Source organism: Coleofasciculaceae cyanobacterium (assembly GCA_036703275.1).
Lineage (GTDB): Bacteria > Cyanobacteriota > Cyanobacteriia > Cyanobacteriales > Xenococcaceae > Waterburya.
In genome coordinates, this window is record DATNPK010000028.1 from 294,124 (window position 1) to 308,793 (window position 14,670).

The 14,670-nt window shown below is 40.8% G+C and carries 21 protein-coding genes; 8 read left to right on the forward strand and 13 right to left on the reverse strand.

Features of this window, described 5'->3' with window-relative positions:
• The first annotated feature begins 27 nt into the window (after window positions 1-27).
• The 4 genes from V6C71_08115 to V6C71_08130 all read left to right on the forward strand — a co-directional run bounded on the left by V6C71_08115 (window position 28) and on the right by V6C71_08130 (window position 3,110).
• Window positions 28-573, forward strand: a complete 546-nt coding sequence (locus V6C71_08115) for a hypothetical protein (GenBank protein HEY9768464.1) — start codon at window positions 28-30, stop codon at window positions 571-573.
• Window positions 574-764: 191 nt separating this feature from the next.
• Window positions 765-1,178: a TPM domain-containing protein gene (locus tag V6C71_08120; protein HEY9768465.1), complete on the forward strand. Its 414-nt coding sequence runs from the start codon at window positions 765-767 to the stop codon at window positions 1,176-1,178.
• Between the two features lie 168 nt (window positions 1,179-1,346).
• Entirely contained in the window at window positions 1,347-1,949 is a 603-nt protein-coding gene (locus V6C71_08125) for a hypothetical protein (protein HEY9768466.1), read from the forward strand.
• Window positions 1,950-2,306: 357 nt separating this feature from the next.
• The gene (locus V6C71_08130; GenBank protein HEY9768467.1) at window positions 2,307-3,110 is read left to right on the forward strand and encodes an extracellular solute-binding protein; all 804 of its coding nucleotides are present in this window, start codon (window positions 2,307-2,309) and stop codon (window positions 3,108-3,110) included.
• A 774-nt stretch (window positions 3,111-3,884) separates the two neighbouring features.
• On the opposite strand, the gene V6C71_08135 is transcribed toward V6C71_08130, so the two are convergent.
• The 4 genes from V6C71_08135 to V6C71_08150 form a co-directional block, all read right to left on the reverse strand.
• Window positions 3,885-4,223, reverse strand: coding sequence for a type II toxin-antitoxin system PemK/MazF family toxin (locus V6C71_08135; GenBank protein ID HEY9768468.1), 339 nt, complete (start codon window positions 4,221-4,223; stop codon window positions 3,885-3,887).
• A complete protein-coding gene (locus V6C71_08140; protein HEY9768469.1) occupies window positions 4,220-4,471 on the reverse strand; it encodes an AbrB/MazE/SpoVT family DNA-binding domain-containing protein in 252 nt (83 codons plus the stop codon). The genes V6C71_08135 and V6C71_08140 overlap by 4 nt, the downstream gene beginning before the upstream one ends.
• Before the next feature lie 33 nt (window positions 4,472-4,504).
• Window positions 4,505-4,627 (reverse strand): hypothetical protein, encoded by a 123-nt coding sequence (locus V6C71_08145; protein ID HEY9768470.1) that lies wholly within the window; start codon window positions 4,625-4,627, stop codon window positions 4,505-4,507.
• 122 nt (window positions 4,628-4,749) lie between these two features.
• The gene (locus tag V6C71_08150) at window positions 4,750-4,986 is read right to left on the reverse strand and encodes a hypothetical protein (protein HEY9768471.1); all 237 of its coding nucleotides are present in this window, start codon (window positions 4,984-4,986) and stop codon (window positions 4,750-4,752) included.
• Window positions 4,987-5,027: 41 nt separating this feature from the next.
• Here V6C71_08150 and V6C71_08155 point away from each other — a divergent pair, with 41 nt between their 5' ends.
• Both V6C71_08155 and V6C71_08160 read left to right on the forward strand, forming a co-directional pair.
• Window positions 5,028-5,333: a hypothetical protein gene (locus V6C71_08155; GenBank protein HEY9768472.1), complete on the forward strand. Its 306-nt coding sequence runs from the start codon at window positions 5,028-5,030 to the stop codon at window positions 5,331-5,333.
• A gap of 428 nt (window positions 5,334-5,761) precedes the next feature.
• Window positions 5,762-5,995 carry a hypothetical protein gene (locus tag V6C71_08160; protein ID HEY9768473.1) on the forward strand — a complete coding sequence of 78 codons (234 nt, stop codon included), beginning with the start codon at window positions 5,762-5,764 and terminating at the stop codon, window positions 5,993-5,995.
• A gap of 329 nt (window positions 5,996-6,324) precedes the next feature.
• Here V6C71_08160 and V6C71_08165 read toward each other — a convergent pair whose 3' ends face one another.
• Both V6C71_08165 and V6C71_08170 read right to left on the reverse strand, forming a co-directional pair.
• Window positions 6,325-7,092 (reverse strand): SDR family oxidoreductase, encoded by a 768-nt coding sequence (locus V6C71_08165; GenBank protein HEY9768474.1) that lies wholly within the window; start codon window positions 7,090-7,092, stop codon window positions 6,325-6,327.
• Window positions 7,093-7,676: 584 nt separating this feature from the next.
• The gene (locus V6C71_08170; protein ID HEY9768475.1) at window positions 7,677-9,068 is read right to left on the reverse strand and encodes a carotenoid oxygenase family protein; all 1,392 of its coding nucleotides are present in this window, start codon (window positions 9,066-9,068) and stop codon (window positions 7,677-7,679) included.
• Window positions 9,069-9,542: 474 nt separating this feature from the next.
• On the opposite strand from V6C71_08170, the gene V6C71_08175 reads away from it, so the two are divergent.
• Entirely contained in the window at window positions 9,543-10,070 is a 528-nt protein-coding gene (locus V6C71_08175; protein HEY9768476.1) for a hypothetical protein, read from the forward strand.
• 39 nt (window positions 10,071-10,109) lie between these two features.
• On the opposite strand, the gene V6C71_08180 is transcribed toward V6C71_08175, so the two are convergent.
• The 7 genes from V6C71_08180 to V6C71_08210 all read right to left on the reverse strand — a co-directional run bounded on the left by V6C71_08180 (window position 10,110) and on the right by V6C71_08210 (window position 13,950).
• The gene (locus V6C71_08180) at window positions 10,110-10,367 is read right to left on the reverse strand and encodes a BrnA antitoxin family protein (protein HEY9768477.1); all 258 of its coding nucleotides are present in this window, start codon (window positions 10,365-10,367) and stop codon (window positions 10,110-10,112) included.
• A complete protein-coding gene (locus V6C71_08185) occupies window positions 10,368-10,637 on the reverse strand; it encodes a BrnT family toxin (GenBank protein ID HEY9768478.1) in 270 nt (89 codons plus the stop codon).
• 467 nt (window positions 10,638-11,104) lie between these two features.
• Window positions 11,105-11,452: a DUF5615 family PIN-like protein gene (locus V6C71_08190; protein ID HEY9768479.1), complete on the reverse strand. Its 348-nt coding sequence runs from the start codon at window positions 11,450-11,452 to the stop codon at window positions 11,105-11,107.
• Window positions 11,453-11,770, reverse strand: a complete 318-nt coding sequence (locus tag V6C71_08195) for a DUF433 domain-containing protein (protein ID HEY9768480.1) — start codon at window positions 11,768-11,770, stop codon at window positions 11,453-11,455.
• Window positions 11,771-12,016: 246 nt separating this feature from the next.
• Window positions 12,017-12,406: a hypothetical protein gene (locus V6C71_08200; protein HEY9768481.1), complete on the reverse strand. Its 390-nt coding sequence runs from the start codon at window positions 12,404-12,406 to the stop codon at window positions 12,017-12,019.
• Between the two features lie 1,150 nt (window positions 12,407-13,556).
• Entirely contained in the window at window positions 13,557-13,772 is a 216-nt protein-coding gene (locus V6C71_08205; GenBank protein ID HEY9768482.1) for a hypothetical protein, read from the reverse strand.
• Entirely contained in the window at window positions 13,744-13,950 is a 207-nt protein-coding gene (locus V6C71_08210; protein ID HEY9768483.1) for a hypothetical protein, read from the reverse strand. The genes V6C71_08205 and V6C71_08210 overlap by 29 nt, the downstream gene beginning before the upstream one ends.
• A gap of 465 nt (window positions 13,951-14,415) precedes the next feature.
• Here V6C71_08210 and V6C71_08215 point away from each other — a divergent pair, with 465 nt between their 5' ends.
• Window positions 14,416-14,640: a transposase family protein gene (locus V6C71_08215; protein HEY9768484.1), complete on the forward strand. Its 225-nt coding sequence runs from the start codon at window positions 14,416-14,418 to the stop codon at window positions 14,638-14,640.
• Window positions 14,641-14,670 lie beyond the last annotated feature (30 nt).

Below are 14,670 nucleotides of genomic sequence, written 5' to 3' on the forward strand. Positions count from 1 at the left end.
ACTTTAATTAATCGAGAGGTAAACAATATGACTACTATCGATGGTACTATTTACGACGATAATTTGACAGGAACTGATACAGATAATTACATTTTTGGCGACGGAGGAAATGATACTTTATTAGCGTCTAATAGAAACAGCCTTTTAGATGGTTGGAGTGGCAACGATAGCTTAATAGGAGGCTCTGGTAGCGATATCTTACTGGGATACACAGGTAACGATAGCTTAATGGGAGGTGCAGGGATTGACGCGGTTGCAGGAGAAGCTGGTAATGATCTTCTCAACGGTTATGGTCAAACTAATTTTGAATATGACTATTTAAGTGGCGGTGTTGGTGCAGATACTTTTATCTTGGGTGATGTATCTAGTGTTTTTTATGAACAAGTCGGCTTTGCTACAATTACTGATTTTGAATCGACTGAAGAGGACAAACTTCAAGTTTTTGGCACCAGCAGCGATTACTCCCTCTCAGAATTTGATGGTGGCACAGACATTTATTATCAAGATGACTTAATTGGCTATGTCGCCAATACTACTAATGTTAGTCTGCAAAACGATTTCATTTTTGTTTGATTGACTATTAAGGGAAGTTAAAAAATTAACCAAAAATTCAGTTGGCTTAATTGAGTTTCATACTGAAAATTCCTGAATAACTATTTATTTGGACTTCCCTTAAAGCGTAGCTGCGATCGCGCAACTTATTTCGTCAAGCTCGATTAACGATCGCCCCCACAGGATCATCTTATTCTAAAATATTAGAAATTATGAAAACTTTAACGATACTAAAGCACATAATTAGCTTCAGTTTTATTGGCTCAAGTATTTTATTTATTCCCTTTGCCAGTCGAGCCTTAACTGTTCAAGAAGTAACTAATCCCCGCAAAGATCATAATGGTTGGGTATCAGATATGGCAGACATCCTCAGTAGTGAAACTGAATCTAAGTTAAATCGTCTGATTAGCAATTTAGAACAAACTAATGGTACAGAAATTGCTGTTGTGACTGTACCAGAAACTGCTCCTGAATCACCCAAAACTTTTGCAACGCAACTATTTAACTATTGGGGAATTGGTAAAGTCGAAGCAGATAATGGTGTTTTATTTTTAGTTTCTTTGAGCGATCGCCGTGTAGAAATAGAAACAGGTTATGGCATTGAAAGCATTTTACCTGATACTTAGGTAGGTAACATTATTGATATTAAGGTTACACCTCAATACAAACAGGGGAATTTTGATCGCGGTACTCTAGATGGCACAGAAGCAATAATAGCAGCTTTAGATGGTTCTGTCTTAAATGAGTCTAAAGTTGGTAATTGGTCGATACTCCTTATTTTGACTGGAATTGGTGTGATTTTTGTCGTTGAAGTAATCAAACGTCAAGGAAAAGTTTTTGTAAATCCTCGGGCAAACACAACCCGTCTCAAACGCTTTGATAATCGAGAGATTCATTGTGCTAAATGTCGCCAGCCAATGGAAAGAGTCAAAGACATCGAATTAAGCAAACCACAAAAAGTAGCACAAAAGCTTGGTAGCGTAAGTTTTAAAGGCTATAAATGCCCTAGCTGTAGTGATGTCAATTCCTATTTAATCATTGCCTATATCTCTAACTCCTCTCGCTATCGAATTTGTCCTCAATGCGATGAATTAACTGTAACTCGCACCGATACCACTTTGAAAAAAGCAACCCGTCAGAGTAAGGGAAAAGTTTTAATTAGCGATCGCTGTTATTGTTGTGATTATTGCCAAGATAAAACAATAGATATTCCGCGGTTACGCCCTCCTTCTAATCGTGGTGGTGGTAGTGGTGGTAGTGGTGGTAATAGGAACACTAACCATTATTTTGGCGGTATGGCTGGTGGCAACAGTAGTAGTTCTAGCAGTGGCGGAAGTTCAGGTGGTGATTTTGGAGGTGGTTCGAGCGATGGTGGGGGTGGTGGTGGCAGTTGGTAAAACAAACACAAGGTTTAGCTAAAAATTAGCCTGCCATCGATCGATCCAAACCATTGATAGTTTAAGCGATCGCTTTTTTATTACTGTTTGTTCGTTAGCTCGACTTTTGGGGAATCTTAACCTTAGAGTCTTAATAATTTTTGTACTTAATCAGATGATTAACTATGACAGTTATTTATTTTGAGCTTATATTACTATAATAATATAAATTAGCTACATTGTTTTTATAAGTCAAACCAGAAAACCACTGGTTTGGCTTGCTTGTCAGCACTGTTATCATTCATTTCCTCATGTACTAGTCAATCGAATACGAGCAACCAGAACAACTCAAGTTTTAAAGGATTTGAAGTTAAGTTTTTGATTGGTAGCGATTTGGCTCAGTTTTGTCAGCAAGCAGCAGCCAGGTTCAATCAAACTAAACCAAAGATTGATAACGGACAAAATTTTTATCTTACTTGCGAAGCCAAGGGAAGCGGAGATGTAGTTCAAGACGTACTAAATTTAGCCCAGCAACTACAGACAGGCAATATTCAAGCAGATGCGCCTGATTTCCCTTCCTTAATTTCAGTAGACGGAGAAATTTATCAAAATCAACTTGTATATCAAATAGACAAGCTTTTTCCAGGACAAAATTATTTTCCCAGTATTACCGACTCTCCTTTAATTGCCTATAGTCCCATGGTGTTTATGACTACAGAGCAATTAGCCCCAGGATTGAAACAAAGCAATAATTTATATACTACTCTAGCTACGATTAATAACCATCGACAATTAGACCCAAATGCTCCAGCCATCCCCCTGACTTACGTTCATACTGCTCCGACTCGCTCTAATTCAGGCTTGCAAACCTTAGTTGCTCAATTTGCTTTTGCCAATAAGCAACCAGAAGATTTAACCCTGGCAGATGTAAAACAGTCTCAAGAACAAGTAAAACAAATTCAAAATAAGATTACGCGTTACGGTAAGTCTACAGCCAATCTGGCAAGTTCTATGACCGAAAATCGGGTTTTTTGGGCTTCGGTTGGTTCAGTCTATGAATCTTTGGTGATCTCTGCTAATAGCCAATCAACCAATAATCAAACCAAGTATCAGGCGGTTTATCCTCAAGCTACATTTAGTTCTATAGCTAAAGCCAAGAGAGTTAGGACGCAGCATCTTTAAGAACGGACTCAATTACCAGTCTCAATGAAAAATAATCCTGTAAAATTTACGCTGGCAAAGTCCGTTTAATAAAGAAAATTGGAGCAGGTATGGTAAACTTTTTGGTCAAATTTAGAGTAGAGCGATCGCTCTTATAGTTTCAAGTTTCCATTCAATTAGTTTCTCTAGTAATTAGAGAGATAACAACGTTCTGTTTTCTATTGATAGCAATAGGTCGAAGCTCAGCACAAAACAATAATAGTTTCAGCCATTTTGTTTGAGGTTCGCAGTTCATTAATAATCAAAAGCAAAGAGCGATCGCCCATCTACGGTAAGATGAATTCTGATGAGATCGCTTAAATTCAATGCCCATAGATTCAAGACTTTACCCCGAAAATTGGAACAATCTAGCATTGAAAGTCAAAGAAGCTGCTCATTGGCAATGCCAATCCTAAAGGACGACGCGAAGGACGCGAAGCTAATCATGCACGGGCATATGTTGTGGAAAGAAATGTTACGAGCCAGGAGAACGACGAGATGATTTAACTCGTTCTGAGTGGACGGCTGATATTTTATAGGTGCATCATAAAAATCATGACACCGAGGATAATCGCTTATCTAATCTGCTGTCTGTCTGTGCTGCTTGTCATCTGAATTTACACAGGGGGCGGTATAGCAGCGTTAGTGAAGGTCAGTTGTCGTTGTGGTAAAGAAGATATTGACTGAATCTCATATTTATTATTTTTCGCCACTCCAGAATATAGTAAGTTTCAACTTCGGGAGGGTAAATCATTTTTAACTGATAATTACTTTAAAGGTTTCGACTACGCGATCAACAAATTCTGTAGGCAACACTTCACCTGTAGTTTTCCACCAGCGAGTATTTAAGTCTAGAGTTCTTACCTGTTCGGCAATTACCGAACCTCTAGCCTTCAAGCCTTCAGGAATCGCAATCATCATCTTAACCTGAGGCTTGAGCGTACTGGTTATGGGGGATACAACTACTATTCCACCTCTTTTTGCATTATATTTAGTGTGGCTCAACACCAAACAGGGGCGGGCATTACCAGCCTGTTCTCTACCTTCTGTGGGATTTAAATTTATCCTGATTACTTCCCCCCTAGAAATCTTCATAACAGTTCATTGCCTTCAGGTTCGCTACCGACAAAATCAGCTACATCTTCGGGGTACTCAAACTCATCGGGAATACTGGCTAACATTTCATCTAAGGTAGGTAAGGTTGATTTCTTACTGATAATCAACTTGTCACCTGTTTGCGATAGTTCGACTACCGAGTTCTCGTCAACGCCCAAACTCTGAGCTATCTTGCTCGGTATACGGAGTCCGATACTGTTTCCCCACTTTCTTAACTCTATTTCCATTGTGATCGCGCTATTTAGTTATACATTGTATAATTATAGTCGATTTTCTCTTCTCACGTATGTCTGAGGTTTAGTCGTACTGCGGAGATAGAGGGGATGACGGGGACAACCTTTTTTGGTCATGCCTAAAGAATAAATAAATCTTGTTGCTGCCATGTACCATGATTGCTACAAGCTAAGATGACGCGATTTGCCCTAAAGGACTAACTTCGTGTCGCGAAGCATAGCCGTAGACATCGCTTCGGTTGACACTCTCCTTGATATAGCGTTAGTCGTTATTAGCAGTTGTTTGATTTGCCGTGTTCTTTCATCCATGAGTGAATATCGGGGTAAACTGTTACCAATTCAAAAGTAGCACCTGCTCCGATGTCTTCGTCATAAGGCTGCATCGCTGCAACAATTTCAGCATCATCTTTTTTAGAGAACAAGCCAACAAATTCGCCATTAGCAGGTTCAACTTTATAAAGTTCTTCAAATTTTTCTACTCCCGCACTTTTATTTACAGCGGTTTGCATTTAGATAGGGGACAATAAAGTGTTATCAAAATAGGTTATAAATGAAGCCCTATTCCATAGATTTACGAGAGAAAATAGTCAGTGCTGTCGAAAAAGGTGATAGCTCAGTGAGAAAAGTTGCACAGCGCTTCGGTGTTAGCAAAAATTGTGTCCAAAGATTGATTACTCAGAAGCGGACACAAGGGCATATACTGCCACGCAAGCAGGGTGGGTCAAAAGCTTTTCTCCGACAGTTTTCTCCCAAGACTTCCAAAAGGGTTGATCTGCTGATTAAAATAGCGATTGATTTAATGAATCCTGAACATTTGCGTAACTGGTTCGCCCACTGTTGCTACTGTCCCTTTTAAACCTGCAAACCGCTGTATGTTTTGACTTACGTTGCTAAATAAATAACGTTGAAATACAATAATACAACATTCTAAAAAGATTGACCGCCGTAGAAAATTTAATAGTTGAGTGCGAATCTTTTCAATCGCCTTACTAACTGCGTTTTATTCCTCTATCATATTTGTATTATTAAGGTAAGTTAAGAGATAAGTGATGTCAATATTCAAAAAAAGCACAACGTCGTTTAGCTCAAATAAGTAAAAACAGAGGTTTTGAAGAACTTTCTGAAGGTAAAGTTGAAATTAAAGGTACTGTTTCTGAAAATCAAGGTAAGTATACTATAGATATAAAACAGCCTGGAAGAATTAAAGTTGTTATAAAAGAAAAATTCATAGAGTCTGCTGTTTTTGAAACTTTTGCTAGAGATTTTCAGAGAAGTTATTTAGAAATGCTTCAAGAGGATGACTTTACTGAACCAGTTAATGAACTGCATCAAGCTTTGAAAAAGGAAGACGGTTATTCATATGTGATTAATCTGTCTAAAGCTGGACAGTACAATCTAGAACTTTCTTACAACGAGTTGAAAAATCGTAATATTATCGTTCCCTTTGAGGACGTAACTAAACTGTCTCAGCTAATAGGCGTTTTGTATCAAATTAAGATGCAATCTTTTTCATGGTGAAAAGCAGCCTGGATTAATAAATGATGATCGAATTGTCAGTTCTGCTAATCCTGTTTTGAGAGCAATATTAGTAAGACTACAACCTTTTGAACAAAGTAAATCGCAGTACTCCGATGAAGATCTTGAATAGTTCGCTTCCAAATTAGCGATCGCTCTCCATCAACCAGTCAACTCTTCTAAAATCTGCCAATAGTGTAGAAAAGCAATTTACTTACTCTCATCTAATCGGCGAACTACTCCACCATGAGCTTTAGCCGTAATCTCTGGCATTTCTTTTGAGACAAATTTAGTAAATATTCCGACTTTTTTCTCAACTATCCACTTTATTCTTAAATTCCCGCCGTAGTTTGTTCAAACAAGCTAGCAAAATCGCTTGTTGCTACAGCACCGTCCGCTTTTTCAGGTTTGGAGATGATATCGAAAGCTTTGTTGCGAGCATTGGGTTCGGTTAAAGCTCTAACTGCTACGGAGGCTACATCGGCCCTGGGAATTGAAGTAGGAATCCCGTCGGGTGGATTATTCAACAGTGCGTCATCTTTGCCTACTAAAAGTTGTCTGACTCCGCCCTGTTTATCTAACAAACCACCAGCGCGAATAATAGTGTAGTCGATACCCGAATCAATTAAATACTGTTCGGCTTTGCGCTTCCAAACTAAAATATTACCGTTGCCAATGCGGTTGAGGGGATGATTGGGATTAGTGCCGCCCATCGAACCAACAAGAACGATGTGTTTTACCCCCGCTTGTTTGGCTGCTTCAATCTGATTTTTTTGTCCGAGCCAGTCTACCTCTTCGGGAAGTCCTCCTGGTTCAAATTCAAACTCTGGTCTTTGTCCTTGGGGAGGTGGTGCAATCATTTTGGGAACGGCACTAGTAAGAATCACTAGAGCTTCACAGCCTTCGATTGCCGAATTTAAGCTAAATTTGTCTTTGATATCACCTATAACAAAACCTTCTGTCGAGTCAAATAATTTTTCAACTTTATGAGGCGATCGCGCTAAACCAATTGCCTCAAATTTATCTGGTTCGTCACGTAGTTTTTGTAAGACGAGCGAACCCGTCTTTCCCGTCGCCCCTGTAACCAATACTCGTTTCATTCCTTTTCCCAAAATTTTATCTACAAGCTGCTTTCTTGATTATCTAACAGAATTTGTCACTCTACCCCATCGAGGAAAGATAATTAATCGGACTTGGTGGCGCAGTAATTACAGGCAATTATCGCTATCTACAAGGAGCGTGAATGGGATAGTAGCAACAAAACCGTTTCCTTCATCCTGCTGCGATCCTTCTCGTGCCGAGGCTCAAATCAACGATCCGACTATCACTCGCTGTATCAACTTTGTTAAAGCTTGAGGATATGGCAGATTGGAAGTAGTAAATCTGTTTGCTAGCTCGAACTCCCAAACCGTCACTACTCAAACAAGTAACAGAACCAATCGGCAGGGATAACGATGCCTTCTTACGAAGTTTGCGACGCGCAGGACGCGATATGCCCTAAAGGACTAACTTCGTGTCATCTTAGCCTGGGGCAATCATGGAACATGGCAAAAGCAAGATTTATATATGCTTCAGTTATTGAAAAACCATAATCATCTGTACTCTTTAGGCATTACAAAAAGAGGTTGTCCCCGTCATCCTTTGTATCTGCACCGCAATAATCAACCCCAAATTTATTTAGAACTTAAAAATTAAGCTGTGCTTCGCTAATCCAAGTACCATGAAAACCGTAGGGTACGCGCTGAGGAATTAACACCCGCGCTACTGGTTCGGATGTGACATCTTTAGCATTTACAATTACTAATTCTGAAGTTTGTGAGTGGCAATCGCAGACAAAAGTAATCAACCAACCATCATCCTCATCTTTCCCCCCCCGACGTGGTGCAAACACCGCTTCGCCACCGTAACGTCCAGAGCCGAATTCATGGGTTTGGGACTTGTTAGATTTTAATTCATACTTGACGATTCCATCAAATAAAGGCATAGAACCTTGTGCCATTCTGCCAGCATAGCCGTATCGGGTTTGTCTTCCCAAAAAGTTTTCATTTACACGGGGAAAATCCGAAGCTACATCATCGAGCATAGTTTCACTGGTAGTTCCAGTATTAAGGTTAAAACGCCATTGGTGTAATCTGGGCGTACTGTCTTCTAGAGCAGATCCCGAATCTTTAGACATCAACACGTTAGTAGAATTCATGCGACAAGCTATCAGCACTACTTCATCCCCTTCTTCGTAAGCATTTAAAGTGTGAAAGACATAGCAAGCAGGACTTTCAAACCAACGAATGTTACTGTTGTCACCGTGACGGGTCACGATCCCAAAGCGACTAGGTCTGTTACTTTCAAACATTAATGGTGGTTCTCCCCGTTGCATCCTCGACTGGTTAAAAGTTAGGGGTAAATCCAGAAAAATCGTATAGTTTTCAGTAATCGCAAAATCGTGCATCATTACCGCCATCGGTAGCTCGATAGGTACCGTCCGCAATAGTTCCCCTTTCGATGAAACTACTCCATATTGTAGGTAAGGTGGAGCAAAAGAGTAACCAAAAAACATCATTTCTCCCGTCATCGGGTCTATTTTAGGATGGGCGGTAAAAGCAGATGTTAATTTGCCATCGTAGGTATACTTGCCAATGGTATCTAATGTAGGAACATCTACAGCATGAGGCGCACCTCCTTCCCAAGTTGCCAACATGGTTCCAGCGTGCCAAACCAAAGCCGTGTTAGCCCTATTTTTAGTAAAACCATAAGGATTATCCATTTGTGGGGGTTCTAATAAACCACTCCAGATTGCTTCACCTGCTTCATGTTCAATCTGCCATCCTTTTGTACGTACATAACGGTTTCGATATTCTGCTCGACCATTGTGAATCCGAACGCCGTGTAACATTCCATCGCCATCAAACCAGTGATACTGACCGAGAGGTGAGTATTGGGGGTTAGGACCATTACGTAGGAACATCCCTGACAAATCTGGGGGTAATTCACCAATTACTTGTAGCGTCTGGGCGGTAATTTCTTGACGCACTGGTGCAAAATTACCATCAAGATATGGGTTGGCTTGTGTTGTTGGCATGATGACGATTAGATGATTAAAGTATTGTCTTTTATCTTAGCGATCAGCGGCACGGAAGTAATCTCGCTTCGCGAGTGCTGCCACGAAAAAACCAAGTATTTGAGCCGATCTTACGATGAAGTCACGTTCTCCAAAAGACATTTATGTGCTGCTCTATCGGCTAATTTATTTTTACCTTGTCACCCCCATAGACAAATTCGATCTTGATTACTCCTTACCTTAGTTCGAGCTATTATCTTTTTGGGTCGAGCCATTGTTAAAGTTACAGATGTTTATAGAGAACAAAAAATTAGCTGCTATGAATTATCCCCCGAAGTTGAAGAGTTCCTTCAAAAATACGATTACGCTCCAAGCGCTTGCCCGTGCATGATTAGCCCGTGCATGATTAGCTCCTTACGTCCTAAAGGATACCGCTTCGCGACACGAAGTTAGTCCTTTAGGGCATATCGCGTCCTTCGCGTCGCACCCCAATGGGTGTACCCTACGGATCGCATCTTTCTAGACCCCCAGGGAATCATCAAACTATTTGCGAAGCTTATCCGTGATAGACAATCTGCTGACTTTTATAAGACTATAGATAATGCCGATTTAAGAGTATGGTCTATTTGTCGGGCTATCTATCAGCTACCCACAATCGAACTAGTTGAATGGCTAAAAACTAACTTTAATCTAGACAAAACTATTGAAATTGGTGCGGGTAATAACTATCTCTATCATCATTTCGGTATCAAAGGAATTGATAACTATTGCGAGCAAATACTAGCAGTCAAGCAAGTTCATGAAATTCTTAATCAGCCATCAACTAATCCACCATCAGAAGTAGAAAACCTTGAGGAGATCGCAGCTATTAAGAAGTATCAGCCAGAGACAGTAATTGCTGCTTGGATAACGTTAAAAACCGAAGACCCAGAAGGAGTCGATGCAGGACATGGTTATGCACCAGATGAAGAGAAAATCTTAGATACAGGTGTCACTTATATTCATATTGCTAATAAATACTAGTTTACGGGGCTTAGCGACCTTAAAGATAACATAGTCGAGCTATTTTTCGACTTGTTTTAATTCTTCTCGTAAAACTCGACGTAATGTTTCCTCTAATGGCTCGCGTTTTTGCTGAATGTATTGTCGCAGTGCGTTGTTAATCGAGGTTTGGTAATTGCCACCACCTTGTTCGTGAACTAAGGCGCGAAACCACTCTAAAACATCATCATCTATGCGAATGGTAATGCGAGTTTTCCCTAGCGAAACTGGTTCGACAGCACCCCGTTTTCCTTGACTAAAATCATATTCGTCCACCATCTATTTTTCCTCCTCATATTGTCTACGTTCGTTTCGGGTAGCTTGACGGGCAGATATGAGGCGAATTTCATCATCTCGCAAGGTATAGACGACAACTAAAATTCTCTTTAAAATGTCTATGCCAATTGTGATAAATCTATCTTCTCCAAAGCGATTGTCAAAAATGGTAATTGCCAATTCGTCAGAAAAAACCGATACAGCATCAGCGAAATCTACACCATGCTTACTTAATTTGGTTCGAGCCTTATTTCTATCCCATTGATACCTCATTTACTTATTATATGCACATTTGTACAGACGAACATGAGATAAATCGAAGTGACCAGTGACCCGACAAACACTTCAGCAAAGCGTAGCTGAGGAAGGGTTAGGGATGTATCAACCACAAGTAGGAAAATTTTATTAATGATTGAAAGTCAGTTTATCTAGCAACAACAGGACGTAAATTGTTCGAGCTTTCCCAATGGTGGGAATTTAAAGACCATAATGGTCAGGATCCCCGCCGTAAAACGACGGGGCTTGCCTGACCGTTGGTCAACTTTGGGTTGTGCCTGATGGTTTTGTTTACGATCTTGCTAGTATTCCTCCCTGGCTTTGGTGGCTGCAATTTGGGACCTGGAATATTGCGGCTGTTCCTCATGATTGGGCGTATGTATTCGGCTATTTACTCCGAGTCGAGCGTGGAAATCGCCTCTGTTTAGACAAAACGCGAATAAGTAGTCTGGTAAGAGTCCTGATTAGAAAGGCAAATGTTCGACTGTATTGAGCCATTCATCTGCTTCTGAGGCAGTAGCAATCAGTTCCAAGTCCCTAACAAACTGACCGATAGTTCCACCCAACTGATGCCCAAAAATTAACCTAGCAAAAGAGCGTCCCTGACGTTGCCAATTTTCTGCCAAAGTCTTGAACAGAATATCCTGGGTAAACAGGACCCGACCCAAGCGACTCGATCGTTCGAGTAATTCCTCATCGGTTAAGGTAGCCGCATTGTCTTCTCTGGCGGTTAGCACATCCACGCCACGTCGGCGCAGTTGCTCGGTAATGGCTTGAGGAACGTGAACGTCCATGTAAAGCGGTACTGACATTTACATCAGTCCGACAGAACGCATCCTGACTTGAAAGGGAGAGGGGGAAGACTGTTGCTTCTCTGTTACGGCTTGCGACCATTCCGAGCGAATCTCACAGTCGATTTCCTCTTGATTGTCAAAATAATACGCCATCGCCGAGTGAGCTTCCGAGAGGGTCAGTTCGGGATGTTGACGACACATCTCTGACACCGACCAGCCATAGGCTAGGTAGTCCATGACTATCTGAGCCACTCGTACGCGGGGAATCCTCTTTAACTGCGCTGGAGATGACGAACTAGCTTTTTCGAGGTGAAGATAAATGAGTTTACCTGTCATGGTTACATCGTTTTAGTTTTTTTCTGGAGCGAAAGAAGTTGCCAACTTTCTTTCTACTGCTTTTTCATCCGCTCCTCAACCAGAGCGACTGTCACATCTATTATGTCGAGATTTACTTTAATACTGCAATACCTTAGATTCCTCCATCTAGAGAGTCAAACCTCGATCTCTTTTTAGTTTGTGTTGAGAACTATCGGTCATCTTCCTCTAGATTTTGTAAGGAACAAAACTAAAAGTAAATATTATTTAGAATTTGGTGTGATCTATTAACCAGCAACCAAGTTTTCCCGCTCGGCAAGTTGGCAATCGCGCTCTAGCCATCGAGCAAAGATTTCCTTCGCGGTTATCATCTTCAGCTAACGGAGCAAGTTTATAAACCCGTCGCCTGTCCTTGCCCGTAGCCGTCCAGCCGACATACTTTAATTGGCGGTCGAGTTTTTTAAGTATTCTCTGAGCGATCGCTATACCCCTGTCTCGGTCGTTGATGCCGACACCGAGAAGTTCTTTAATTTCCCACCGCATTGCTTTACATCCCTGCTCGAACTCTTCTATGTTTAGAGAGGTAAATTCGCGGTCGGGGTCGAGAAACTGCCTAATTCCCAAGATTTCCATCGCTCTAATTTGTGCCGACAGCATTCGATTATTAATATCGGGTTTAAATGCCTTGCTGCTCTCACCGATTAAATTACGGTATGCTAGGCGATCGCGATGAAGAACTTCTTAATTGAACCCTTGTAAGTAGCGATTGCCCTAAAGGACTCTATCACGGATACCGCTTCGCGACACGAAGTTAGTCCTTTAGGGCATATAGCTACGCGTCGCGCTCCGCGCACTGGCGAAGCCAATCGCGCTATTAAACTCTCCCGACATTGACTCATGGAGAGCTAGGGCAAAATCATTTTTACCCGTACCAGCTTCCCCCAGAACTATTACAGAATTTCCAGCAGCGATTACGCAGTTGCGTATGCTTACGCAATCGCCTTGACTACATAATTGAAAGAATCACTATCTTGAAAATCTACCCTTCTACTGCTTTCTGGCTGCGGTGTTGGGCTAGTAGTTGAGTCGCGATTTCTGCTGGTGTACACTTTGAGTTGGCTACCTCACGAGCGATCGCCTTAATTAATCAAGTCATTAATATCAAAAATAAGAGAGTTAATGCCCCAACAATACAAAAAGAAATACATAAAATTAGATTTATTGGTTCATAGTTTGCTTGAGCGATCAACTCTAATTACGGCAATTCATCTTTAGATCTTGGTGAAAATTCAGACATTTGGATATTTATGTTTTCACCTTTTCGCCATTTTACCCAGGCAGCCAGGAGAAAATCCACCAATTCGGATTTATCTAAATTGATACCTGCCCGTTTGAGTTTGACTAGTTCATCCTCAACATCAAAGTCATTTTCTTTACGGATGTAGTAAGTTCTGCCAATCCAGTCAGGGTCGCTACGTTTGCCTGTAGCTGGTCTTCCTCTTTTCTTGTTTGATTCAGATAAAGCGATCGCTACGAATGGTGGGTTTTCTTGGAAGGTTCAGATTTAGGGACAGGTTTTGTCTGTTGTTCAGTTTTCAGTTTTGATTTCAGCTTCGGTCTCTGTAGTTTTTTGACGACTCTGAGCCAGCTTTTTAAACATATCGGCTGCATCACTCATGACATTATCTCCTTACCCACTTGTTCGTAATCACCCCTGGCGATTTTTGCCATACGGTCTTTGACTTCCTATACAGGTACACCCATGAGGGCTGCTTTCTCATAGGCAATTAACCGTCTAATCTCCGTGTCAAATAAACGGTACTTCTGCTAAAGCTCTGGCTTGTTCCGCCATCTTGACGGGCTTGGGGTGAACCATTGTTAGTAAAATTCGGTAGCGCTCGCTCTCTATTTCTTGAAGTAAATCCACCGTTTGCAGCAGGGCATCAACCGCCAAAGCATCAGGAGAAGTAGGCAAGATTAAAAGGTTACAGCCATCAGCTAAGGCTTGTAATATCATTTTCATCGGGACGGGCAGCAGTATCGATGACAATATGCTCGTATTTGGGACTATATAAAGCAGCTTGCCTTAAATCCACCACCTTAAAAGGAAAAGCACCCCGTTTACTCCAGCCCGTAGCACTACGATTAGGGTCGCCATCAACTAATAATGTTTGCCCTAACTGTGAGATAATAACAGGCAAGATGGACAGCAGTAGTCGTTTTGCCGATTGCTCTGAATCCAGCCACAGTAATCAACAATTTTCATACCTCGAACATATAGCAGACATCTAAAGTGTATAGTCACTTAACACCAATCTACCTTGGCAAAATGTTAACTTTTTAGATTTCTGGATTTTTGGCTTTCCGTCTTTTTGAATTGGTGAAAGTTTGGAAGGAGGTTTGAAGGGCGATCGCTATGCAAAATCATCATCATAGGTAATTAATAGACCACTTGCAAAAGTATGATAAAAAAGAGATAAATAGGTCAGTAAACAAGAAAAAAGATGACCTACGAAAAAATAAAAAACTTGACCCCAGAAAAGTTCAAACGCTTATGTGGAGTTAAGAAAGAGACATTTTCTCAAATGCTTAAAATAGTAGAAAACCATGAGAAAATCAAGACCAAAACAGGAAGACCCTCTAAATTAAGTTGAGAAAATCAAGTATTGATGAGTCTAGAATATCTGAGAGAGTATAGAACTTACTTTGATATAGGTCAAAGCTGGGGCGTAAACGAGTCTACAGCTTATCGAATAATTCGCCAAATAGAAAACATTTTAGTCCGTTCACCAGAATTTGCTTTACCAGGTAAAAAACAGTTATTAAAATCAAATCAGGAGCTAGAAGTAATTGTAATTGATGTAACAGAAACTCCGATTGAACGGACTTGAAAAAACAGAAAAAATACTACAGTGGAAAGA